Origin of the sequence: Panacibacter ginsenosidivorans, from assembly GCF_007971225.1 — a bacterium.
Taxonomy (GTDB): domain Bacteria; phylum Bacteroidota; class Bacteroidia; order Chitinophagales; family Chitinophagaceae; genus Panacibacter; species Panacibacter ginsenosidivorans.
This window is the reverse complement of sequence record NZ_CP042435.1, coordinates 3547661-3568915: the sequence shown is the minus strand read 5'-3', so window position 1 is coordinate 3568915 and position 21255 is coordinate 3547661. Positions and strand designations below refer to the sequence as shown.

The 21255-nt window shown below is 37.6% G+C and carries 25 protein-coding genes and 1 tRNA gene; 15 read left to right on the top strand and 11 right to left on the bottom strand.

Going from position 1 to position 21255, the window contains the following annotated elements; all coding sequences use genetic code 11:
• The 9 genes from FRZ67_RS14990 to FRZ67_RS14950 form a co-directional block, all read right to left on the bottom strand.
• The gene (locus FRZ67_RS14990; RefSeq protein WP_147190675.1) at positions 1-657 is read right to left on the bottom strand and encodes a c-type cytochrome domain-containing protein; all 657 of its coding nucleotides are present in this window, start codon (positions 655-657) and stop codon (positions 1-3) included.
• Positions 658-674: 17 nt separating this feature from the next.
• Positions 675-1373, bottom strand: coding sequence for a c-type cytochrome domain-containing protein (locus FRZ67_RS14985; RefSeq protein WP_147190672.1), 699 nt, complete (start codon positions 1371-1373; stop codon positions 675-677).
• Between the two features lie 26 nt (positions 1374-1399).
• Positions 1400-1810: an OB-fold protein gene (locus tag FRZ67_RS14980; protein WP_147190670.1), complete on the bottom strand. Its 411-nt coding sequence runs from the start codon at positions 1808-1810 to the stop codon at positions 1400-1402.
• Positions 1811-1918: 108 nt separating this feature from the next.
• The gene (recR, locus tag FRZ67_RS14975; protein ID WP_147190668.1) at positions 1919-2536 is read right to left on the bottom strand and encodes a recombination mediator RecR; all 618 of its coding nucleotides are present in this window, start codon (positions 2534-2536) and stop codon (positions 1919-1921) included.
• A gap of 306 nt (positions 2537-2842) precedes the next feature.
• A complete protein-coding gene (gene infB / locus FRZ67_RS14970; protein ID WP_147190665.1) occupies positions 2843-5785 on the bottom strand; it encodes a translation initiation factor IF-2 in 2943 nt (980 codons plus the stop codon).
• Between the two features lie 297 nt (positions 5786-6082).
• Entirely contained in the window at positions 6083-7333 is a 1251-nt protein-coding gene (nusA, locus tag FRZ67_RS14965) for a transcription termination factor NusA (protein ID WP_147190663.1), read from the bottom strand.
• Between the two features lie 48 nt (positions 7334-7381).
• Positions 7382-7852: a ribosome maturation factor RimP gene (gene rimP, locus FRZ67_RS14960; RefSeq protein ID WP_147190661.1), complete on the bottom strand. Its 471-nt coding sequence runs from the start codon at positions 7850-7852 to the stop codon at positions 7382-7384.
• Between the two features lie 267 nt (positions 7853-8119).
• Complete coding sequence (locus FRZ67_RS14955) at positions 8120-8836, bottom strand: nucleotidyltransferase family protein (RefSeq protein WP_147190658.1); 717 nt, start codon at positions 8834-8836, stop codon at positions 8120-8122.
• A gap of 99 nt (positions 8837-8935) precedes the next feature.
• Positions 8936-10387, bottom strand: coding sequence for a RapZ C-terminal domain-containing protein (locus FRZ67_RS14950; protein WP_147190655.1), 1452 nt, complete (start codon positions 10385-10387; stop codon positions 8936-8938).
• A 102-nt stretch (positions 10388-10489) separates the two neighbouring features.
• Here FRZ67_RS14950 and FRZ67_RS14945 point away from each other — a divergent pair, with 102 nt between their 5' ends.
• Positions 10490-11413 (top strand): helix-turn-helix domain-containing protein, encoded by a 924-nt coding sequence (locus tag FRZ67_RS14945; RefSeq protein WP_147190652.1) that lies wholly within the window; start codon positions 10490-10492, stop codon positions 11411-11413.
• A gap of 46 nt (positions 11414-11459) precedes the next feature.
• On the opposite strand, the gene FRZ67_RS14940 is transcribed toward FRZ67_RS14945, so the two are convergent.
• Positions 11460-11939 (bottom strand): RDD family protein, encoded by a 480-nt coding sequence (locus tag FRZ67_RS14940; RefSeq protein ID WP_147190650.1) that lies wholly within the window; start codon positions 11937-11939, stop codon positions 11460-11462.
• 297 nt (positions 11940-12236) lie between these two features.
• Between FRZ67_RS14940 and FRZ67_RS23430 the strand changes: the two genes are divergently transcribed.
• The 13 genes from FRZ67_RS23430 to FRZ67_RS14875 all read left to right on the top strand — a co-directional run bounded on the left by FRZ67_RS23430 (position 12237) and on the right by FRZ67_RS14875 (position 20067).
• On the top strand, positions 12237-12584 hold the full coding sequence (locus tag FRZ67_RS23430) for a hypothetical protein (RefSeq protein WP_158638376.1): 348 nt from the start codon (positions 12237-12239) through the stop codon (positions 12582-12584).
• A 300-nt stretch (positions 12585-12884) separates the two neighbouring features.
• Positions 12885-13268 (top strand): VOC family protein, encoded by a 384-nt coding sequence (locus tag FRZ67_RS14930; protein WP_147190644.1) that lies wholly within the window; start codon positions 12885-12887, stop codon positions 13266-13268.
• Positions 13269-13499: 231 nt separating this feature from the next.
• Entirely contained in the window at positions 13500-14006 is a 507-nt protein-coding gene (locus FRZ67_RS14925) for a GbsR/MarR family transcriptional regulator (RefSeq protein ID WP_147190641.1), read from the top strand.
• A 78-nt stretch (positions 14007-14084) separates the two neighbouring features.
• Complete coding sequence (locus FRZ67_RS14920; RefSeq protein WP_147190640.1) at positions 14085-14453, top strand: hypothetical protein; 369 nt, start codon at positions 14085-14087, stop codon at positions 14451-14453.
• A gap of 41 nt (positions 14454-14494) precedes the next feature.
• On the top strand, positions 14495-14935 hold the full coding sequence (locus FRZ67_RS14915; RefSeq protein ID WP_147190638.1) for a hypothetical protein: 441 nt from the start codon (positions 14495-14497) through the stop codon (positions 14933-14935).
• Between the two features lie 7 nt (positions 14936-14942).
• Positions 14943-15914, top strand: coding sequence for a TIGR01777 family oxidoreductase (locus FRZ67_RS14910; RefSeq protein WP_147190636.1), 972 nt, complete (start codon positions 14943-14945; stop codon positions 15912-15914).
• A 56-nt stretch (positions 15915-15970) separates the two neighbouring features.
• Positions 15971-16336, top strand: a complete 366-nt coding sequence (locus tag FRZ67_RS14905) for a CoA-binding protein (protein ID WP_147190634.1) — start codon at positions 15971-15973, stop codon at positions 16334-16336.
• A gap of 117 nt (positions 16337-16453) precedes the next feature.
• A complete protein-coding gene (gene mnmC2, locus FRZ67_RS14900) occupies positions 16454-17125 on the top strand; it encodes a tRNA (5-methylaminomethyl-2-thiouridine)(34)-methyltransferase MnmC2 (RefSeq protein ID WP_147190632.1) in 672 nt (223 codons plus the stop codon).
• 147 nt (positions 17126-17272) lie between these two features.
• Entirely contained in the window at positions 17273-17596 is a 324-nt protein-coding gene (locus FRZ67_RS14895) for an ArsR/SmtB family transcription factor (RefSeq protein WP_147190631.1), read from the top strand.
• Positions 17597-17603: 7 nt separating this feature from the next.
• Positions 17604-18068, top strand: coding sequence for an SRPBCC family protein (locus FRZ67_RS14890; RefSeq protein ID WP_147190629.1), 465 nt, complete (start codon positions 17604-17606; stop codon positions 18066-18068).
• Between the two features lie 6 nt (positions 18069-18074).
• Positions 18075-18467 carry a DoxX family protein gene (locus FRZ67_RS14885; protein ID WP_147190627.1) on the top strand — a complete coding sequence of 131 codons (393 nt, stop codon included), beginning with the start codon at positions 18075-18077 and terminating at the stop codon, positions 18465-18467.
• 152 nt (positions 18468-18619) lie between these two features.
• Entirely contained in the window at positions 18620-19198 is a 579-nt protein-coding gene (locus tag FRZ67_RS14880) for a YdeI/OmpD-associated family protein (protein WP_147190625.1), read from the top strand.
• Positions 19199-19494: 296 nt separating this feature from the next.
• Entirely contained in the window at positions 19495-20067 is a 573-nt protein-coding gene (locus tag FRZ67_RS14875) for a DUF4256 domain-containing protein (RefSeq protein WP_147190623.1), read from the top strand.
• Between the two features lie 209 nt (positions 20068-20276).
• Here the strand turns inward: FRZ67_RS14875 and FRZ67_RS14870 are convergent.
• Positions 20277-20351: transfer RNA gene (locus tag FRZ67_RS14870), tRNA-Arg, on the bottom strand.
• Positions 20352-20583: 232 nt separating this feature from the next.
• On the opposite strand from FRZ67_RS14870, the gene FRZ67_RS14865 reads away from it, so the two are divergent.
• Positions 20584-21234 carry a tetratricopeptide repeat protein gene (locus FRZ67_RS14865; RefSeq protein ID WP_147190621.1) on the top strand — a complete coding sequence of 217 codons (651 nt, stop codon included), beginning with the start codon at positions 20584-20586 and terminating at the stop codon, positions 21232-21234.
• Positions 21235-21255: the final 21 nt, after the last annotated feature.

Genomic DNA, 21255 nt, shown 5'->3' with positions numbered 1-21255 from the left:
TTAATTATGCAAGGCTCCGGCCTTTATCCATTTATCTATTTGCGAAAGTTTACAATCACTTAGTTTATCAGCATTCTGCGGCATGGGAATAAGGCCGTCATCATGATTTACAGAAGCCCGGAAATTATCGTTATCTACCTGTGTTTTTATTGCCTCATAGCTACTAAGATCAACATTTTTATTTTCGCTTGTAGCTGAATAATGGCATCCTAAACAATAGGTTTTAACCAGTGGTTCTATGGCACCGCTATAAGTATAAACTTCTGGGTTGCATCCTGTCTCACATCCTGTTGTATTTATTGCACCCTGATTTATCCAGGTTGCAATAAATTGTATCTGTACTGCACTTAATGCAGGAACTGGTGACTGAGGCATTTTGCCCGCCAAAAAACCAGTAAGTGATTTTACTATTTCACTTTTATTCGCATCTCCTGAAACAATTCCTTGCTTAATGATATTATCATAGCTGTCTAACACATATCCACCCTGATGCGAGCTTTCATCATGACAGCCACTTTGCGCACAGGATGATTGAAAAATTGGAAGCACCTGTTCTTCAAAGCAAATTTTGGTAGTATCACCATAAGGATTTGCTATCTGGTGCCTACATGAAAAAATTAAAACGCAAAGGGTTAAAAGGCTGAATAATTTCTTCATTAAGTTCTCTTTTGGTTTTAGTTGTTAGGCGTTCCCGAATCAATCCATTTCTGTATTTGTTTAATCTCACAATCACCCAATTTAGCAGCGCCTTGCGGCATGGCAACATAGCCTGTAGAATGCGTGATTGTGCCCATTAACTTTCCTGCAACTGCAGCACTTTTAACACCATTATATGTAGAAAGATCTACGCCACCATTCTTTAAAGAGGCTGAATGACAAGCTACACAATTATTCTGCATAATTCCGTTTACAGCACCGCTATAAGTGTAAATGCTTGTATCGCAGCCACTGCAACCCGTGGTATTATTTGCACCTTCCAATATCCATTGCTTTATAGTAGCAACCTGGTCTATTGTAAGGTTTGGTTCACCGGCAGGTGGCATCTCCCCGTTAACAATTACCTGGTATATTTTACTGCCATCGGGGTTACCAGCCTTAATACCTCTCTTCATGATATTCTGATAAGAGTTGAGCACGTAGCCTTCTGCTTTAGAAGAAGGATCATGACAACCACTTTTGGCGCAACTGCTTTGAAAGATCGGTAATACTTCTGCTTCGAAACAAATGACACTGGATGTATCTGATCCTCCATCATTGTTTCCTGTTGTATCTGTAATACCACCATTTCCATTATCCTGTGGACCAATTACCTGGTGTTTACATGCAAAAAGCAATCCTGCTGTTATTATAAACAGCAAAAACATTTTTTTCATAAGATGAACATTTTAAAACGGGGTTATTACTTAATAATGATTCCCTGGTTAATTATAACATCACTCAAATAGCCTGTACAAATTCCTTTGAATGTTACAATAGTTCCTGTTTCTAAAGGCCCAGGGTCTTCTTTAAAAGTGCAATTAACCCCGAAAACGGGATCACTGGTTTTCAGGTAAACAACGGCTTGTCCATCCTGGTTCTTTTTCATTCCCGATACCTCACCAGTTACCTGGATGGCTTTATTTAAATACAGTTCATTAGCTCTCGTTTCATTAACTGTAAATGAATCAAAAATTGCAGCGGCAGATATTATAACACCTTTTTCGTCTTTTACATCCCTGTGCGGCTTGTTCCAAACATACAATCCATAACTAACCCCTGCCAGTATTAATGTGATAAATATGATCAATATTCTTTTGCGCCCTTTCAACATAAATGCAAATTCTTAACCAAAATAAACTGATAGATTGTTAATGCACAACGAAGCAGTACCGAGCAGGAAAAAGAAGCTTCTGAACCGGCAGAATGCCAAATTAAAAAATTATGATTTTACGTATTGCTGCACAGGCAGGCGATTAGCTAGACTTCTGGCAAGTGTCATTTCATCTGCATACTCAAGTTCACCACCAAATGCAATTCCTCTTGCAATGGTAGTAACAGTGCATGGCAGGTGCTGAATTTTCTTTTGAATATAATAAATAGTAGTATCGCCCTGTATGTTTGGGCTTAATGCAAAAATGAGTTCTTCTGTTTGTTCTTTCTGTATACGATGTACCAAAGATTCTATGTTCAACTGATCTGGTCCTACACCATCGAGCGGAGAAATAATACCACCTAATACGTGATAAGTGCCGTTGAATTGCTGTGTACTTTCAATCGCAATTACATCTCTTATATTTTCAACCACGCATATTATATGTTGCTTCCTTTGAGAGTTTGCACAGATAGAACAAATATCAGCATCACTCACATTAAAACACCGCTGGCAAAATTTTATTTCCCTGCGCATCCGTCCAAGTGTTTCACTGAAATATTCCACTTCATTTATATCCTGCTTTAATAAATGTAATACCATACGCAACGCCGTTTTCTTACCAATGCCAGGCAGTTTGGCAAATTCGTTCACAGCATTTTCAAGTAAAGAAGAAGGTAATTGCATATAACAAAGATAGTAAGGGAAAGAAGATTTTTTGGTAACAAGCTTTTGATCTTTGTGGCATCGGTTGTTGTGTCACTCACTTGTACGTTTAGAACATTATAGAACAAGCTTACGCGTTTTACGTGTTTCAAAAGTTTACATGGTGTTGGTTACTTACCGAACTTGTAAACGTGTAAACTGCTGAAACTATTTCTTCAGTACAAGCGTGCGACGCAAGGAAAGATGCCATGAAATATCATTGCCGGAAACAAAAATCAGTATTGATCTTACGACACAATACTGATTTTTAATTTTTATAATTATGTTTTACAACGTACGTTTTACTTCTTCTTCTTCATATGCTTCTACTATATCTCCCACTTTAATATCGTTGTAATTCTTAATGGTCAATCCACATTCCATACCGGATACAACTTCCTTCACATCATCTTTATAACGTTTAAGTGAAGCAAGTTCAGCGCCGCCGCCTTCACCCGTTGGGTATACCACGATACCATCCCTGATGATACGCACTTTGTTGTTGCGGTTGATTCTTCCATCGAGTACAAAACATCCTGCAACAGTTGCTTTATCAAATTTGTATACTTCACGAATCTCAACATTGGCAACGATCTTCTCTTCAATCTTAGGCTCAAGCATACCTTCCATGGCGCTCTTGATCTCTTCAATTGCGTTGTAAATAATGGAGTAGTTTCTTATTTGTACGCCTTCATTTTCTGCAAGCCTCGATGCCTGCATGGAAGGTCTTACATTAAAGCCTACGATCACTGCATCAGAAGCTGTGGCGAGTACCACATCACTTTCAGATATTTGGCCAACACCTTTCAAAATTACCTGCACAGCTATTTCTTCAGTAGAAAGTTTCTGCAACGAATCACTCAATGCTTCTACAGAACCATCCACGTCACCTTTAATGATCAGGTTAAGCTGCTTAAAGTTGCCCAATGCAAGACGACGGCCAATCTCGTCGAGTGTAATATGTTTTCTTGCACGCAATCCCTGTTCACGGGATATCTGTGCACGTTTAACCGCAACCTCTTTTGCCTCTGCCTCGTCTTGGTACACTTTAAATTTCTCACCGGCTTGTGGTGCACCATTAAGGCCAAGAATCTGTACGGGTGTTGATGGAGGTGCCGCATCAGAGCGCTGATTTCTTTCATTGAACATGGCCTTGATGCGTCCATAATATTGGCCACTCACCATTAGATCTCCTAGTTGTAATGTACCATTCTGTACTAGTACAGTAGCAACATAACCACGGCCTTTATCAAGTGAAGCTTCAATAACAGTACCCACAGCTTCTCTTTCAGGATTTGCTTTGAGATCAAGCAGATCTGCTTCGAGTAATATTTTTTCAAGTAACAGGTCAACGTTCAAACCCTTCTTTGCAGAGAGTTCCTGGCTTTGGTATTTACCACCCCATTCTTCTACCAGGATATTCATCTGGGAAAGTTGCTCATATATCTTAGTTGGGTTTGCGCCATCTTTATCAATCTTATTGATCGCAAAGATCATGGGCAGGCCAGCAGCCTGCGCATGGCTTATTGCTTCTTTGGTTTGAGGCATCACCGCATCATCTGCAGCAATTACAATTACGGCGACATCGGCTGCTTTGGCACCACGTGCACGCATGGCTGTAAATGCTTCGTGACCAGGTGTATCAAGGAAAGTTATTCGTTTACCTTCTGCAATAGAAACCTGGTATGCACCAATATGCTGTGTGATACCACCTGCTTCACCAGCAACTACATTTGCGCTTCTTATATAATCCAGCAAGGACGTTTTACCATGATCAACGTGACCCATAATAGTAACCACCGGAGGACGAGGCACTAATTCTTCAGGAACATCTTCTTCTTCTTCATCGTCTTCCTCCACTTCATCAAGACCAGTAAATTCCACTTCATAGCCAAACTCGCTTGCCACTAATTCTATTACTTCTGCATCGAGACGCTGATTGATAGAAACCATTATACCGAGACTCATACATTTACTGATAACATCAGTAAAACTTACATCCATCAGGTTAGCAAGTTCGCTTACTGTTACAAATTCCGTAACCTGCAATTTATTATCATCAGTCACATCACCTACGGCATCTGCCATTTCCTGGCGTTTTTCACGACGGTATTTTGCCTTCAGGCTTTTCCCGCGGCCACCGGACCCGGCAAGTTTTGCCTGTGTTTCACGTATTTTTTCCTGTATTTCTTTCTGATCTATTTCTTTATCCTCACGCCTTATATCTCTGCCGCCTCCTCTTCTATCATTGCGTCCTCCCCTTCCCTGCTGTGGGGCTGCGCCTCCGCGGTTATCGCCAACTTTTTGTATCTGCATCGCCGGGCGGTTTTCCCTGTTTGGTGCAGCAGTTTCAGGCCTTTTATTTCGATCACCACCACCTCTGTTGGGTCCGCCTTGTCCACCACCTTGTTGCGGGGCCCTATTATCTCCTTTCTTGTCTATTGGGATTCTCTTCCTTTTGCGCTTTTCATCACCACCGCGGAATGTAGGCTTAGGTCGCGTATCACTGTCTATGGGCAATTCTATTTTGCCCAATATTTTAGGTCCTTCAATTTTTTCTGCTTTAATGTTTTCAATTATGGGACCATGTTCGTCTTCCTCAATATCTGCCTCATCAAAATCTTCTTCCAATTCCGGTTCATGAACTACCTGAGGTTCTTCAACAATTAGGCTGGCTACAACTGGTTCCTCTGCAGGTTCTGCTTCTGCAACAGGTGCATCATCCTGCTGTTTCTTCTTTATATTCTTTTTGGGCCTTGTAGAAGAGTCTATGGCTGAAAGATCAATCTTACCGAGTGTTTTTGGACCTTCTATCTCTGGTGCATCGATCTTTATTATTTCTGGTTCCTGTGGTTTAGGTTCGGAAATTATTACAGGTTGCTCTACTGCTACAGTTGAAGGTGTTGGTGCCGTTACAGGTTCTGTTACAGGTTCAGCCTGCTTTTCAATTTTCGGTTCTTCCTTCTTAAAAATAAATTCTTCTTCCTCTTTCTTTTTTCTTTCTCCTCCGGCACCTTTGGGGATCTCAATTTGGTCAGCTTTTGTTTTGGCTACCTTATCGCTTTGAAATCCTTGCTGCAAAGAACGGTACATTTCTTCCGTAAGCTTAGCTGTAGGTTTAAGATCATCACGATTAAATCCTTTATTGGCCAGGAAGTCCACAAGGGTATCCTGACCAATATTAAATTCTTTGGCTGCGGCCAATAACCTGGGTAATTTCAGTTCAGACATTCAGTATTATTAATATTTAGCCTGCATTTTATACAGACATCAGATTCTTAATTCTCCGTTACCTTATTTAGTAACCCTTCTGATACAACATCAAGTGAATAAATTCTTATTGATGAAGGGTTAAAAAAAGGCAACGAACAATTATTATGTTTTTCTTTTTCATGTAAATGTACCAAAGGTACTATACCAATGTACCTGTTACGTAAGAATTGTTGAACAAAGATCTATCTGCTGAAGTGTGCGACGCAAGAAATGTTCTATAGCAACACTACAGCCGACCCACAAAAATCTTCCTTACTATTCTTTTTCAAATTCTTCCTGTAAGATTCTCCTGATCTCAAGTATTGTTTCTTTTTCAAGATCGGTTCTTCTTTCCATTTCTTCTGGTGTTAGTTTCAATACGCTGCGGGCAGTATCGCAACCAACACGTTTCAATTCATCAATTATCCAAGGCTCAATTTCATCTGAGAATTCTTCCAGGTCAATATCAAATTCTTCTTCTTCTTCACCTTCGTTTTCGCGGAATACATCGATATCATAACCTGTTAACTCACATGCAAGTTTAATATTTACACCACGGCGGCCAATTGCCAAAGAAACCTGGTCTGCTTTTAAATAAACATCAGCATGTTTCTTTTCATTATCGAGATCCATGTAGCTGATCTTTGACGGCGTTAATGAACGCTGGATCAGCAACTGAATATTAGTGGTATAGTTGATTACATCAATGTTTTCGTTTTTCAATTCACGAACAATTCCATGGATACGGCTACCTTTCATACCAACGCAGGCACCTACCGGATCAATCCTGTCATCAAAACTTTCTACGGCAACTTTTGCCCTTTCACCGGGCTCACGAACAATTTTACGAATGGTTATCAAACCATCAAATATCTCCGGAACTTCTATCTCCAATAATTTAGCCAGAAAATCAGGACTGGTGCGGCTTAGAATGATAACCGGTGAATTATTTTTCATATCTACACGGCGCACAACTGCACGAATGTTCTCGCCCTTTTTGAAATAATCCTGTGGAATTTGTTCAGATTTGGGAAGAATGAGTTCATTACTTTCTTCATCAAGCAATAACACTTCTTTTTTCCAAACCTGATAAACTTCTGCAGTAATTATTTCACCAATCCTATCGCTGTATTTCTTAACCAGCACATTCTTTTTAAGATCGCCGATGCGGCTTGCCAATGTTTGCTTTGCAGCAAGAATGGCGCGGCGACCGAAATCCATAATATCCATTTCCTCATATAATTCCTCACCCACTTCAAAGTCTGGTTCTATTTTCGTAGCATCTGTATAACCAATTTCTGCAAGCGGATCCATTACTTCGCCATCTTCTACGATCATGCGGCGACGGATCATTTCAAGGTCACCTTTTTCAGCATTTACGATCACGTCAAAATTTTCATCGCTTCCGAATCTTTTACGAAGTAAGGTTTTGAACACATCTTCCACCACTTTCATCAACGTTGGGCGGTCTATATTTTCCGCATCTTTAAATTCCTGGAATGCGTCAATCAGGTTTATACTAGCCATAGCTCGAAATGTTTTGATACGAATTCCACATAGCGAAATTCGTAAGAATTAGAATTTGATTTGAACTGTTGTTGTTTTTATATTATTAAATGGTATAACCAATTGCTGGATTGCTGCTTTTTTACCTTTCCCAGTAGTTAACTCTAAAATAATGTCTGCTTCTGCTACCTGTAAAAGCTTGCCTTCTTTTTTGCTACCGTCAATAAAAATAACTTCAACAAAACGACCGATATTCTTATTGTACTGCCGGTGCATTTTCAAGGGCTCATCAACACCCGGTGAAGAAACCTCCAAAGAAAAATCTCCATCCGGGAATAATGCTTTTTCTTCTAGTATCTTGTACAGCTTGCGATTGAACTGCACACATTTTTCTATAGATACGCCTTTATCGCCATCTATAAAGACTTTAACATTATTGGTAGGCTTTATCTTCACATTCACCCTGAAATACTCAGGTTCCGGTGCCAAAACCTCGTCTGTAAGCCGCTCAAGTTCCTTTATAAGTGTATCTGTTGCCATATGATAAAAAGAGAAGGGAACGATTTCGTTCCCTTCTTCCGTTTTATTTCCGATTGCAAATGTAATGGAAATAATAAATAGCTTCCAAATTTACCTCACCTCTCTTTCCTCTCTCCTTAAGGAGAGGAGACGGCTCTGTGTAATAAAATGATAATTTTTATGCTGGTTGTTTGTTGAAATTGTTATGATTTTTTGATACCGGCATTTGCTTTTCATGGCGTCTTCGTTGCGTCGCAATCACTTTATCTGTACAACTTATGGCGACAGTTATGCAAACAGTTCTTCAGCTTTTAGAATGCTTTCGGGTTTGCCAACATCGATGAATTTACTTTCAGAATGATCAAAACATTTGATGGTTTCTGTTGCAGCCAACGATAAGTAAACATCAACCATAGAAAATTTTCCCTGCTGCTGCATTACATCAAATATTCTATTGCTCAATACATGAATGCCACTAAAAGCTTTTTGATAATATGAATCTGCGGATTTTGAGATTCTTTCTTCACCGGTTGTTGTATTACGCCAGCCACATAATTCACCATTATCATTAAATAAAAAGTAGCGGGAAGTTTTCCTGTTTGTTACAGCCAATGTTGCTAAAGAATCCTGTTGATTATGATAGTTGGTAAGCTTTGAAAGATCAAGATCGGTTAAAATATCGCAGTTTATTAGAACGAAAGACTTTGAATCTTTTAAATATGGCCCGGCTTTTTTTAAACCACCACCGGTTTCTAATACAACATCTGTTTCATCGCTGATAATTATGTTGCTGCCCCAGCCTTTGTTTTCTTCGATTGCATTAATGATCTGGTCTGCAAAATGATGCACGTTTACAATTACGTCATATATATTATTTTGCTGCAGGTATTCAACATTGCGTTGTAATAAACTTTTACTGTTTACTATTGCCAATGCTTTGGGATGCTTGTCTGTCCAGGGTTTTAAGCGCGTGCCAAGTCCTGCCGCGAGAATCATGCCTTTCATGAAAATATTTTTACTGTGCTTTGCTGAATTGAATTACTTAAGTACAAGCGTGCGACGCAAGAAAAGCGTCATACTTGTTCCGCAGATAGGTTCATAATCTTATACTTTTATTTCTTTTACCCAATTGGCTTCATTGCAATGCTCCAACTCCACTTTTACTTTGTACTTATTCTTTAAATGTCTTGCAGTTTGCTCGGCTGCATAAACGCTTCTATGCTGACCGCCGGTGCACCCAAAATTGATGGAAAGGCTTTCAAAATCTCTCTTAATATAATCTTCAACTGAAATATCAACAATGTCAAAAACGCTGTTGAGAAAATCGTTCATTTTGGTTTGCTGTTCAAGAAAATCAATAACTGCTTTATCCTTGCCGGTAATAGTTTTGTACTGCGCAAAACGACCGGGATTTAAGATACCGCGACAATCAAAAACAAAACCACCGCCATTGCCACTCGTATCTTCGGGAATACTTTTTTTGTAAGAAAAGCTTTTGACTTTTACAACAAGCGGTGTGTTTTCATTTGCCTGCATTGGCTGAAAATGCTCAATGATCTCATCGCTGACAATTATATTTAGCATCCTGTCAAACTCTGGCAGCACAAGCCCCATAGGTTGATCTTGTAAAAAATATTTTAGATTTTTCAAAGCCAGCGGAATACTTGCTAAAAAATGTGCTTTGCGTTCAAACAAACCACGAAAACCATAAGCGCCGAGTACTTGCAACAAACGAATCAAAACATATCCATTGAACTGGCTGATAAAAATATTTCTATCAACAGGTTTCTCTAAAAGAGCATCAATTTTATTCATGTAAAAATTGAGTAAACTGTTTTTCCATTCATTGCTTAGCTCTGCTTTTGCCTGCCACAGAAGACTTGCAACATCATATTGTAATGCGCCCTGCATACCACCCTGGTAATCTATAAAAAAAACTTCGTCATTATTTACTATGATGTTCCTGCTCTGAAAATCCCTGAACATAAAATATTTATATTCTGTTTTAGTTAAGTAAATACTTAATGCGTCAAAGTCGTCGAGCATTGCTTGTTTATCGTAAGGCAGGCGAAGTGTATCAAGAAAGTAGTATTTGAAATAAAGCAGATCACTTAGAATTGCCTGTTTGCCGAACTCTTTGGCTGTAAGGCACCAATCGTAATTTAAGTCTGCATGTCCTTTGATCTGGATATTGGCAAGTTGTTCGAGGCTTTTGCAAAACAGGCTGTACACATAATCATTATGCCCATGTTGCTCAAGTTTGTTCAACAAAGATTCGTTGCCAAGATCCTGTTGTATATAAGCAGTGTATTCTTCATTTACAGCAAATATTTTAGGAACAGGCAAACCTTGCTTTTTAAAATGCCCGCTGAAGTTTACAAATGTGCTATTCTCTTTTACGTTTAAACCAAAAGTGGCTATGTAAGAAATATCATCATCAAGAATACGAAAATAAATTCTATCGCTGCCACTTTGCGGTAGTTTGGTTAATTCGCTGTATTGTCTTCCAAAATGCTGCTGAAATAATTTTTCTATTGTTTGCACCGTAGCATCCATGCACAAAAGTTTGGCGGTAAAAATAGACGATTATTTGTTTTACAACAGCATGACAAACCTTAACGTTTAAATTAAGTGTAGATACATTAAATTTGCAGCCTGATGTTACAGGCTTTAGACATATTAAAGGTAGCACACCGTAATACAATTGATCCGGTAATGAATCTCTTACACATGAAAGAGCAACATATTCCCGGTTCAATTCAATATGTTATACGCAGGTATTATCCGCAACAGAAGTGGCAAAGCGATGATACAGGCATGCTTGTATATCATTATAATCCAAAAAGGGCAGAAGAAAATTTTCTTGAACTTCGCTTCTGCATAAGTGGCAATAAATATTGTTTTGAAAGAAATTGTTCCGAATGCAGTGAATTACCTACCAATAACTGCAGTGGAAAACATGATACAATAGATGTTTTTTCTTTTCATTTCTCTTCTACTTTCCTGCACCAGTTTGTACATAATGTAAAGCTTAGCAACAGGAAAGATGAAGTACTGGCATTTAAACACCCTAATTCTTTTACGAAGATATTTCCAATCTGTAGCCGCAAACGCAGGAGTCTTGATGGTTTATTAAATCATAGTTACAGTGGATCGCTTGAAAATATTTTTGTGAATGCCAAAGTACATGAATTACTGTTGTATAGTCTTGAATGTTTGGTAGATGAAAAAGAAGATGGTTTTACCTGTAAATTTCTTGCAGATGAAGCAGGCCGTGACCGTATCTATTTGGCAAGAGAAATTTTATTGCAGCATATAGGCGACCCCATCACCATTAAGGAGTTGAGCCGAAAGGTTGCCATGAATGAATGTTACTTAAAGAAAGGCTTTAAAGAAGTATTTGGCACAACCATATTTGATTTCTATCAGCAACAACGCATGGAGCATGCCAAATATCTATTATACGAAAAAGGCTTGAGCGTTACTGATGTTTCTGCCCTGCTTGGCTATTCGTCCATCTCACATTTTTCTGCAGCATTTAAAAAACATACAGGTTTGAAACCTTGTGATCTTTTAAGATAATAAGATTATAGTTACCTATCTCTTTATTTAAAAATGGTTGTGAATCTTAGTTGTTTCGTATAACTTTTGTATTCGTCCATTTATCATGCCACGGATAACCACTAAAAGCACTAAGTACATCGAAAGGAACGATACGGCACAAACTACGCATAAAAGCATCTTTGCATGTTATAGCAGTTTCATCTTCTCTTACCGCCTTTGTTCTTGTTACCAATTTTCCTATAGTACGACCTCCTGAAGCGCCTTCACAAAAAGTATAGAAAATTACATAGATAGAATAAGAGATAAGATAATTGAATAATTGATTTCCTGATAATGTATCGTTGCCAGCATCTTCATAAGTAACTCCTGCGACTGCAAAAAGAATTTGTATTATTACTGATATCCCCGCAATAACAATAAAAAACATAATCAGATCGATAAAATAATTTATGAATCGTTGGCCTACCGATGCACTTTCTGTTGCAAACATTGTTTCTTGTTGAAAAGATTCCGGGTTACCGAAGAAATTCTCCTGTTGGCTCATGAGGTTTAGTTTTGGTTGATATTTCGAAGATAATATTCCTATTACAGGTGGCCATTTTTACAGTTATATATTTTTAATCTGCTGCGATAACCTTAATAGTTTATGATATAAATATCTCAGCCTGCACTAAAAAATATTTTGGTATACGCATAAAAAAGCTGTGACATATGTGGTCACAGCTTTCCTAATTAATTATAAATATTCAGTTAAGATTGAGTAGACTCCCCTCCTTCTGCAGGAGCAGCAACCGGTTCAGCAGGAGTTTCAACAACTACCGGTGCTGGTGCCGGAGCAGGTTTGGCTTTTTTAGGAGCTGCTTTTTTTATTGCTTTTTTTGGTGCAGCTTTTTTCGGTGCAGCTTTTTTCGGTGCAGCTTTTTTCGGAGCTGCTTTTTTAGGAGCTGCTTTCTTTACTGCTTTTTTAGGAGCAGCTTTCTTTGCCGCCTTTTTAGGAGCTGCCTTCTTTACTGCTTTTTTAGGAGCAGCTTTCTTTGCCGCCTTTTTAGGAGCTGCTTTCTTTACTGCTTTTTTAGGAGCAGCTTTTTTAGCGGCCTTCTTTGCAACTTTCTTAGGGGCTGCCTTTTTAGCGGCTTTCTTTTTATTTGCTTTTGCCATGGGAGAGGAATTTTTTAAAAATTATATATAAGTTGTTAAGGTAAAAATGTTTTTCAAATAATAACATTAACTCATAAAAAAAATTTCATTTTATATCTAATTATTTTTTTGTTAGGATGTTTTTTATCCTTCCTGCAACAGTAAAGAATTAGAATTATCTTATTAACGCATATTTTGCTGAAGAAAGATTAAAGCGCTAAAGTGTGCGACGCAACAGGTGTTACTAAAAGTAATGGAGCCTGGTTACCAAAAAAAATCCCTGCTTTATTCATCACAATAAGTGCAGTTTCGTAAATAAAATATTTTACTTTATCTTCTTAAAACTACAACTATGGAACTTGGTAATGCGCTTAACTGGTTCGAGATACCAGTAAATAACTTTGACAGAGCAAAAAAATTTTACGAAACTATCTTCAGTTACCAGATGCCTGAAAACACAATGGGGCCTGCCCGCATGGGCTTTTTGTTATATGATTTTCCCGGTGGAAAAGTTGGCGGCGCTATTGTGCATAATCCAGGCCTCTATACAGCCTGTGATAACGGGTCTTTAATTTACCTGAATTGTCAGCCAGATCTGCAAGTTGTGCTCGGGAGGGTAACAGATGCAGGCGGTCAGATTCTTACACACAAAACAGCTGTAGCGCCCGGTCTTGGTTTTTGGGCGCTAATAAAAGACAGCGAAGGAAACAGAGTGGCCTTACATTCTATGGGATAAAAATCGTATCAGTTAATTTCATTGGGAAATTTTGCTACCAGCTGTGTTTTTTATGGCATCGTTCCTTGCGTCGCACACTTCAACATTATATCGTAGATAATGCTTTATTGATTGCATTGCTATTCTAAAAATCAAGTAAAATACATTTAGCTATCGATAGAATTCGTAAGCCTTATAAATTTTACTTTCAATAAATTTTGAAAATTCAGAAAACAAATTTAGTTTTACACCATGAAACTAAATGAAGCTAAACAACAATTTATACATAGCTGGGGGGTGCTTGGCAGTCAATGGGGGATCAACAGGACCATGGCACAGGTTCATTCTTTACTGCTTGTAGCAAGCAAACCGCTAAGCACAGATGATATAATGGAAGAACTAAGCATCAGCCGCGGTAATGCCAATATGAATATACGTGACCTGATGGAATGGCAATTAGTGGATAAAGTAATTGTACCCGGTGACAGGAAAGAATATTTTACCGCAGAAAAAGATATATGGAAAGTAGCCACACGCATTATGTACCAGCGAAAAAAACGAGAACTGGATCCTATGCTGAAAGTGCTAAACCAGTTAAGTGATATTGAAGGTGATAAACGCAATGCTGATGTAAAAGCCTTTACAGAAACTGTAGACAACATAAAAAAATTTGCAGGCCAGGCAGAGAAGACAATGGATATGATGATAAAAGCAGAAGAGAGCTGGTTCTGGAGCAACTTTTTAAAGATGCTCAAGTAGCCCATATGTAAGCCGGTTATACCGGCTTTATTAAAATATTTTATTTTCAATTTTTACTGAAATTATAAAATATACAGTATGAAAAATTTTAAACAGTTTGATTGTTGGCTGCAACTGCTGCCAATAATAGTTTGCACGATGCTCATTGTTACAGGTACTATGGATTTCTATTATGGCTATTTTATTATTGGGGGCCGGCAATTCATAAGTATGTTGGTGCATGAATTTACAGAAAGCTTTACATATAAGGGTTCTGCAAGACGTATCTATCAAAATATAACTTATATAATTGTTGCCTGCATGGTATTAACGCCGCTAGTATATGTAACAGGAATTGTGTTTGTCCCAATGCTTTTTGCTGCGCCATTTATGGCGGCATATTATACAGGAATGTGTTACAGGGAAACATTTATTTATAGTAAGAGACCATTGTCAATGCTTAAATAAAAATCGGGTACTGCACTATTTTATTCTTAAAACTTACGACTATGAAATTCGAAATACCCAACTGGCTCATTCTGCTCGGTGCAGCCGGGCAAATGTTCACTGCATTTATTTATCCATATATAAGACATAAAGTTTTTGATTGGTACAACGACATAAAAAAACTAAAACCTCTTAATCAGGAAATTGCTAAAACATATGGTCGTTATATTCAAGGTCTAAATTTTTCTTTCGGCCTCATCTCAGTCTTGTTTACAGAAGAACTCAAAAACAAAACAGGTTTAGCGGTTGCGTTAACAGGTCTTATTGCAGCATACTGGACAGGAAAGTTAATAACACAATTCAGTTATTATCCGATGTATCAAATACCAAGGAAACCCTTCTTTAAGGTTGGTGAAGTGCTGATGAATACAATGTTCGTTTCATTCTGCCTGATCTTTGTTGGACTTTTCGTATCCAACTTGTCTGGATATTTGAATAAATAATTAAACCATGAAAATAATTATTGCAGGAGGTACAGGTTTTATAGGACGCTATGTAGCTGAATATTTTGGCGAAAAAAACGAGGTTGTTATCTTAACAAGAAACATTAGTACCAGTATCAACAATGCTTTTAAAGATTTTTGTATAGCAGATAATCTGAAAAGTAATATTCGTTTAGTTCAATGGAATGGGGAAGATAATGGTGATTGGTGCAAAGAAATTGAAAGTAGCGATATAATAATAAATCTGGCAGGCAAATTAGTTAACTGCAGATACACTGAAACCAATAAGAAAGAAATATTTGATAGCCGCACTAAAACTACCAAAGCGCTTGGTGAAGCAATAAAAAAATGTGTCATGCCCCCAAAACTTTGGATCAATGCAGCATCAGCAACCATATACCGGCATGCAACAGATAGGCCGCAGGATGAATATAATGGCGAAATCCAAAATGACTTCAGCGTGCAGGTTTGCAAACTTTGGGAAAAAACTTTCTTTGATCAGCAAACACCCTTTACTCGTAAAGTCACCCTACGAATGGCAGTTACACTTGCCGACGGTGGTGTTATGATTCCATATATTAATCTTTGCAAGTTTGGTCTTGGTGGTAAACAAGGCAATGGCAAACAAATGTACAGCTGGGTGCATATAGAAGACATTTGCAGGGCAATTAATTTTATATCGCAACATTCTGAACTTGAAGGTATTTTCAATGTATGCAGTCCAAATCCTGTAACTAATGAAACATTCATGCGTAGCTTGAGAAAAAAAACGGGCAATAGTATTGGTTTTCCAGCCGGAAAATTATTGTTGAAGATTGGCGCTACGTTAATAGGAACAGAAACAGAATTATTATTAAAAAGTCGTTGGGTCTTACCTGCAAAATTGCTTCAAAATGGCTTTGCTTTCAAATATAATAACATTGATGAAGCATTCGAAAATATTATAGCAAACCTTCCGCGCAAAAGATACCATTTGTAGCTATTGTAACAGAAGAGTATAATACATCCCCTTAATTTTACATAAACTTCTTGTTCATGCAACATAAGAAAACATTGGTATTAGGCGCGTCAGAAAATCCAGGGCGGTATAGCTATCTTGCCATTAACCGTTTGCGTGCAAAGGAACATCCTGTGGTTGCTATTGGTAGAAAAGCCGGCAAAGTTGCCGATATAAATATCATTGCAGAACATCCGCCGGTGAATGATGTAGATACAGTAACACTTTATCTCAATCCAAACAATCAAAAAGAATATTACGATTATATACTCTCCTTACATCCCAAACGAATAATCTTCAATCCTGGTGCAGAGAATGATGAGCTTGCTGCAATTGCCACACAGCAAGGCATACAGCCAATCGAAGCTTGCACACTTGTATTATTAAGTACGGGCCAGTATTAATAAATTATTTTTGCGCAGGCTGCATTACTACTATTATGCTTCTATTGTGTCACTCACTTGTACGTTCAGAACTTTTTTCAGCAAGCTTAGCATTTTCACTAGAATAAAAGCTCTTCTATGCAAAGAGTAATTCAGCAAACAGAAGACGGGTCGCCAACAATTGTTGTTCCGGATTTGCAACTTAGCTATCACAGCAAACATGGCGCATTGCAGGAAAGTATACATGTATTTATTAATGCAGGGCTACTACCATTATTCAATACAAAAGAAACGATACATATTTTTGAAGTGGGTTTTGGTACAGGGCTAAATGCTATATTAACACTACAACAATCAATACAAAAACAGCAGAAAATTCATTACTCCACAATTGAGTTATTTCCACTGGAAGCACTTATTTATGAAAATCTTGATTATACAATCTTGTTGAATGATCCATCCCTTCAATCGTATTTTATCGCAATGCATAATTGTAAATGGGAGGAACAGGCAAATATTCATACCCTATTTACATTGTGTAAGTCAAAAACATCGCTATCATGTTTCTCAACAGATCAGTTATTTGATCTTATTTATTTCGATGCATTTGATCCTGTTGTTCAACCAGAATTGTGGACACAGGAAATATTCGAAAGATTATTTTCCAGTTTAGCTCCAAACGGCATTTTGGTTACTTACTCCAGCAAAGGCGATGTAAGAAGGGCTATGCAAGCCGCTGGTTTTTTGGTGGAAAAATTAAAAGGTCCTGCGAAAAAAAGAGAAATGATTAAGGCCATTAAAAAAGCCTGACTTTAATAACCTGCTTATGTCAGCAATTTAGTACCACGCAACGATGCATTTACTGGAATCTTTGTCTGAAAATAAGTGAAAAAAATAGCAGAAAAATTTGCGTAGTTAAATAGCTACATTTAAATTTGTAGTCAAATAGCTACATAAATGAATCTTAGACGAGACGTATTTCAAGCCATAGCAGATCCCACAAGAAGGGCAATACTGCTGTTAGTTGCAACACAGTCAATGACAGCAGGTGCAATAGCTGCAAATTTCGACACCGCACGACCTACAGTTTCCAAACATTTACAAATACTTACAGAATGCGAATTACTTGAACAGCAGCAAAACGGCAGAGAAATTTTCTATTACATCAATGCAAAAAAAATGAAAGAAGTGTCGGACTTTATTGAGCCATTCCGTAAAATGTGGGATGACCGATTTAATACGCTTGAAGCGGTAATGAAAAAATATAAAGCCAAAAAATAAAACCATTATGGAACAAAAAACAAAGATCAATGCAGAAGATGGCAGACAGGATTTTCTGATAACAAGGGAATTTGAGCTACCATTGGAATTATTGTTTAAAGCGTATGAAGATCCAGACATCGTTGAACAATGGATGGGAACAAAAGTGCTAAAGCTTGAAAGCAAAAAACAGGGCAGCTATCAATTTGAAACAACCGATCCAAAAGGAAACAAGCATGGGTTTAATGGCGTAATACATGAGTTTATCCCCAACAAGAAGATAATCCGAACGTTTGAAATGGAAAATACGCCAATGGGCGTTCAACTTGAGATCTATGAATTTGAACAACTAACCGACGATAAAAGCAAGCTCACCATGCACGTGATATATGAATCAGTTGCACAAAGAGAGCAGGTATTAAAATTGCCTTTTGCGCAAGGCATTAATATGGCGCATAACAGGATTCAAAACATTTTAAATAAACTAAAATAACATACTGTGGCAAAGAGAAATAAGATCATCTATTGGATAGCTACCATCTGGCTGGCGTTAGGAATGGTATCCACAGCTGCAGTTCAGTTATGCAAAGCGAAAGAGGGACAAGGCGGCGCAGACATGATTGCACATTTGGGTTATCCTGTTTATTTGCTCACATTGTTGGGCGCCTGGAAAATTTTAGGAGTTGTAGCAGTTCTTATTCCTAAATTTCCTTTATTAAAAGAGTGGGCCTATGCAGGTTTTTTCTTCATTATGTCCGGGGCTATATTTTCACATATTGCCCTGGGTGATTCTGTGAAAGAAATATTACCTGCTTTGTTACTTTTAGCCCTTACGGTGGTATCCTGGTATTTAAGGCCTGCCGGTAGAAAGATTATTTTAAAAACTGTTTAAATTATTTTTTTATACAGGTATTTTTTTTAGCATTCGGTGAATGCCGTATTTATTATTTGTTTTCATCGGTGGCTTTTCATGGCATCGCCTGTTGTGTCACTCACTTGTACATTTAGTTTTCATTTCAGATGTTTATAAAAATATGTTTACGTATGAATCCTAAAGTTGATTTCTATTTTGATAAAGAAAAAAAGTGGCAGAAGGAAATTGAACAATTAAGAACAATCGCTCTTGATTGCGGGCTTGAGGAAGAGTTAAAATGGGGTTGCCCATGCTACACGTTCACTGGCAATAACATTGTTTTAATACATGTCTTTAAAGAATACTGTGCTTACTTATTTTTCAAAGGTGCATTGCTAAATGATGCCAATGGTATCCTTATCCAACAAACAGAGAATGTACAGTCTGCAAGACAAATTAGGTTTACCAATGTGCGGGAAATAGTTAAGATGGAAAAAATGCTGAAAGCCTATATATATGAAGCTATAGAAGTGGAAAGAGCCGGCTTGAAAGTAAAACTAAAAAATACATCAGATTTCAAAATTCCTGAAGAACTTCAAAACAAACTGGAAAAGAACGCTGCATTGAAAAAAGCTTTTAATGCATTAACACCTGGGCGACAAAGAGGATATATTTTTTATTTCTCTCAACCCAAACAATCCAAAACACGTGAGTCAAGAATTGAAAAATATATACCACAGATTCTCAATGGAAAAGGCCTAAGTGATTAGTTTCAGGTAAAATATTTGAAAAATAATTTTACTAACTAAATTGAATAAATAATTTGTTTCTCAATTTTTGTTCTTTAATTAAACTTCATTGCATTGCGCTATATTCATCTTTCGGATTAAGCATTAAACAGTGTGTATTTTTATTAATGCAATTATATTGATGCTAAGAAAGCTAAACGATGAAGTGCTTGCGACGCAACAGGTGATGCTATGAAAAACCTTAGCTGGAATTAAAAAGAAATATTTAAAATAATTTCTTGATCTATAAAATACACTTCACTAACGATAATAAAAGTATGAACAAGAATAATATTAAAAAGAAGTTGTCACCCCAACAATGCAATGAATTAATTAAAGTATTGAAAACCCGTTTTGATAAAAACCTGAAACGCCATAAGGGTTTTGAATGGGATAAAATTCAGGCAAAACTGGAAGCTAATCCGGCAAAACTGTGGTCGCTCAATGCAATGGAAGAAACAGGTGGAGAACCTGATGTTGTAGGTTTTGATAAAAAGACAGGTGAATATATTTTCTATGATTGCTCACCGGAAAGCCCCAAAGAACGCCGAAGCCTCTGTTACGACCATGATGCGCTGGAAAAAAGGAAAGAACATAAACCTGCAGATAGCGCCGTGAATATGGCTGCTGAGATGGGGATTGAGCTTTTAACGGAAGAACAATACCGGGAACTACAACAGCTTGGCGCATTTGATACAAAAACATCGAGCTGGGTAAAGACGCCTGCTGATATTAGAAAGCTTGGTGGTGCTGTTTTTTGTGATCGTCGCTACAATACTGTTTTTGTTTATCACAACGGCGCGGAATCTTATTATGCCGCCAGAGGGTTCCGTGGTTTGCTAAGAGTTTAAATTATATGCATCGAAATAGTGATCGTGGATTTTTTCTGCATATGATAATTCAAAACCTGGAAAGAACTCGTTCTGAAAAGGGTGGCGAAAAAATGGTAAGTTATAAAAACACAAAATAACCTTTCAATCTAGAACTTTTCCAAGTCCTTCCTTTACGATAAAAAAAATTCCCGTCGCACTATTAAAATTAATGCATCCGGGAATTTGTTTGGTAGTCCCGACAAGAATCGAACTTGTATCTAAAGTTTAGGAAACTTCTATTCTATCCATTGAACTACGGGACCAACAGGGCGCAAAAATAATAGTTTCTATTGTTTTCCAGCATTTAAAAAATCACAATTAGGCTCAACCATTTTTCAAATGTGTTGAATAAAAAGATTGAATGTAATTGTTGAGCATTTTATCATTTATCTGGTAAAATTGTAAAAGCCAGTTGTCTTTCATGAATTGTTATCGGTAAATCCGGCTGTCAGCACATTATACATTCTCCTATCTTTGCGCTCCTAAAATGTGCGTATGAAGTTTTATAACATAATTATTAAATATCGTTTTCAGCTTAGTATACTTGCATTGGTATTGGCCATTGTTGTAAATATTTATGCAGGATTCTGGCCTTCTTTTATTTTATACTTCCTGGCAGTAATTGGTTTATTCAGTCATTTTTTTATTGGCCCTATGCGTTTGATACAGGAACCTATGGAAAATGGCGATGTGGAAGCTGTAGAGAAAATATTGAAAAGCATTTGGTTCCCGGGTCTTTTGTATAAACCAATCCGCTCCACCTATTATACCGTAAAAGGTAACCTTGCAATGATGGCGCAGGATTTTGATACCGCCGAAAAACATTTAAAGAAAAGTTCTGCATTAGGTGCTGCAATGCCAGAAGCTGAGGGCGCCAATAAGCTACAGCTTGGCATGATGGCCTTGCAAAAAGGTGATTTCAGAAATGGTGAACAATATGTGCGTGCAGCCATTCGTGCAGGCATACCAGACAAAGAAAGTGAAGCAGTTGCTTACCTGAGCATGTGCCAGATCTTTATGAATAAACGTGAGTTCCGGGCTGCAAAAGATTTTTTTAGAAAAGCAAAAGCCTGTAAACCAAAAACCAAGCAGGTATTAGATCAGATAAAAGAAATCGAAAAATACATTTCAAGAATGCCTGGTTAAAAAATTAATGAGACATAAATA

Coding starts and splice junctions, on each gene's coding strand:
- FRZ67_RS14990 (WP_147190675.1), bottom strand. CDS start 657: ATGAAGAAATTATTCAGCCTTTTAACCCTTTGCGTTTTAATTTTTTCA.
- FRZ67_RS14985 (WP_147190672.1), bottom strand. CDS start 1,373: ATGAAAAAAATGTTTTTGCTGTTTATAATAACAGCAGGATTGCTTTTT.
- FRZ67_RS14980 (WP_147190670.1), bottom strand. CDS start 1,810: ATGTTGAAAGGGCGCAAAAGAATATTGATCATATTTATCACATTAATA.
- recR (WP_147190668.1), bottom strand. CDS start 2,536: ATGCAATTACCTTCTTCTTTACTTGAAAATGCTGTGAACGAATTTGCC.
- infB (WP_147190665.1), bottom strand. CDS start 5,785: ATGTCTGAACTGAAATTACCCAGGTTATTGGCCGCAGCCAAAGAATTT.
- nusA (WP_147190663.1), bottom strand. CDS start 7,333: ATGGCTAGTATAAACCTGATTGACGCATTCCAGGAATTTAAAGATGCG.
- rimP (WP_147190661.1), bottom strand. CDS start 7,852: ATGGCAACAGATACACTTATAAAGGAACTTGAGCGGCTTACAGACGAG.
- FRZ67_RS14955 (WP_147190658.1), bottom strand. CDS start 8,836: ATGAAAGGCATGATTCTCGCGGCAGGACTTGGCACGCGCTTAAAACCC.
- FRZ67_RS14950 (WP_147190655.1), bottom strand. CDS start 10,387: ATGGATGCTACGGTGCAAACAATAGAAAAATTATTTCAGCAGCATTTT.
- FRZ67_RS14945 (WP_147190652.1), top strand. CDS start 10,490: ATGTTACAGGCTTTAGACATATTAAAGGTAGCACACCGTAATACAATT.
- FRZ67_RS14940 (WP_147190650.1), bottom strand. CDS start 11,939: ATGAGCCAACAGGAGAATTTCTTCGGTAACCCGGAATCTTTTCAACAA.
- FRZ67_RS14930 (WP_147190644.1), top strand. CDS start 12,885: ATGGAACTTGGTAATGCGCTTAACTGGTTCGAGATACCAGTAAATAAC.
- FRZ67_RS14925 (WP_147190641.1), top strand. CDS start 13,500: ATGAAACTAAATGAAGCTAAACAACAATTTATACATAGCTGGGGGGTG.
- FRZ67_RS14920 (WP_147190640.1), top strand. CDS start 14,085: ATGAAAAATTTTAAACAGTTTGATTGTTGGCTGCAACTGCTGCCAATA.
- FRZ67_RS14915 (WP_147190638.1), top strand. CDS start 14,495: ATGAAATTCGAAATACCCAACTGGCTCATTCTGCTCGGTGCAGCCGGG.
- FRZ67_RS14910 (WP_147190636.1), top strand. CDS start 14,943: ATGAAAATAATTATTGCAGGAGGTACAGGTTTTATAGGACGCTATGTA.
- FRZ67_RS14905 (WP_147190634.1), top strand. CDS start 15,971: ATGCAACATAAGAAAACATTGGTATTAGGCGCGTCAGAAAATCCAGGG.
- mnmC2 (WP_147190632.1), top strand. CDS start 16,454: ATGCAAAGAGTAATTCAGCAAACAGAAGACGGGTCGCCAACAATTGTT.
- FRZ67_RS14895 (WP_147190631.1), top strand. CDS start 17,273: ATGAATCTTAGACGAGACGTATTTCAAGCCATAGCAGATCCCACAAGA.
- FRZ67_RS14890 (WP_147190629.1), top strand. CDS start 17,604: ATGGAACAAAAAACAAAGATCAATGCAGAAGATGGCAGACAGGATTTT.
- FRZ67_RS14880 (WP_147190625.1), top strand. CDS start 18,620: ATGAATCCTAAAGTTGATTTCTATTTTGATAAAGAAAAAAAGTGGCAG.
- FRZ67_RS14875 (WP_147190623.1), top strand. CDS start 19,495: ATGAACAAGAATAATATTAAAAAGAAGTTGTCACCCCAACAATGCAAT.
- FRZ67_RS14865 (WP_147190621.1), top strand. CDS start 20,584: ATGAAGTTTTATAACATAATTATTAAATATCGTTTTCAGCTTAGTATA.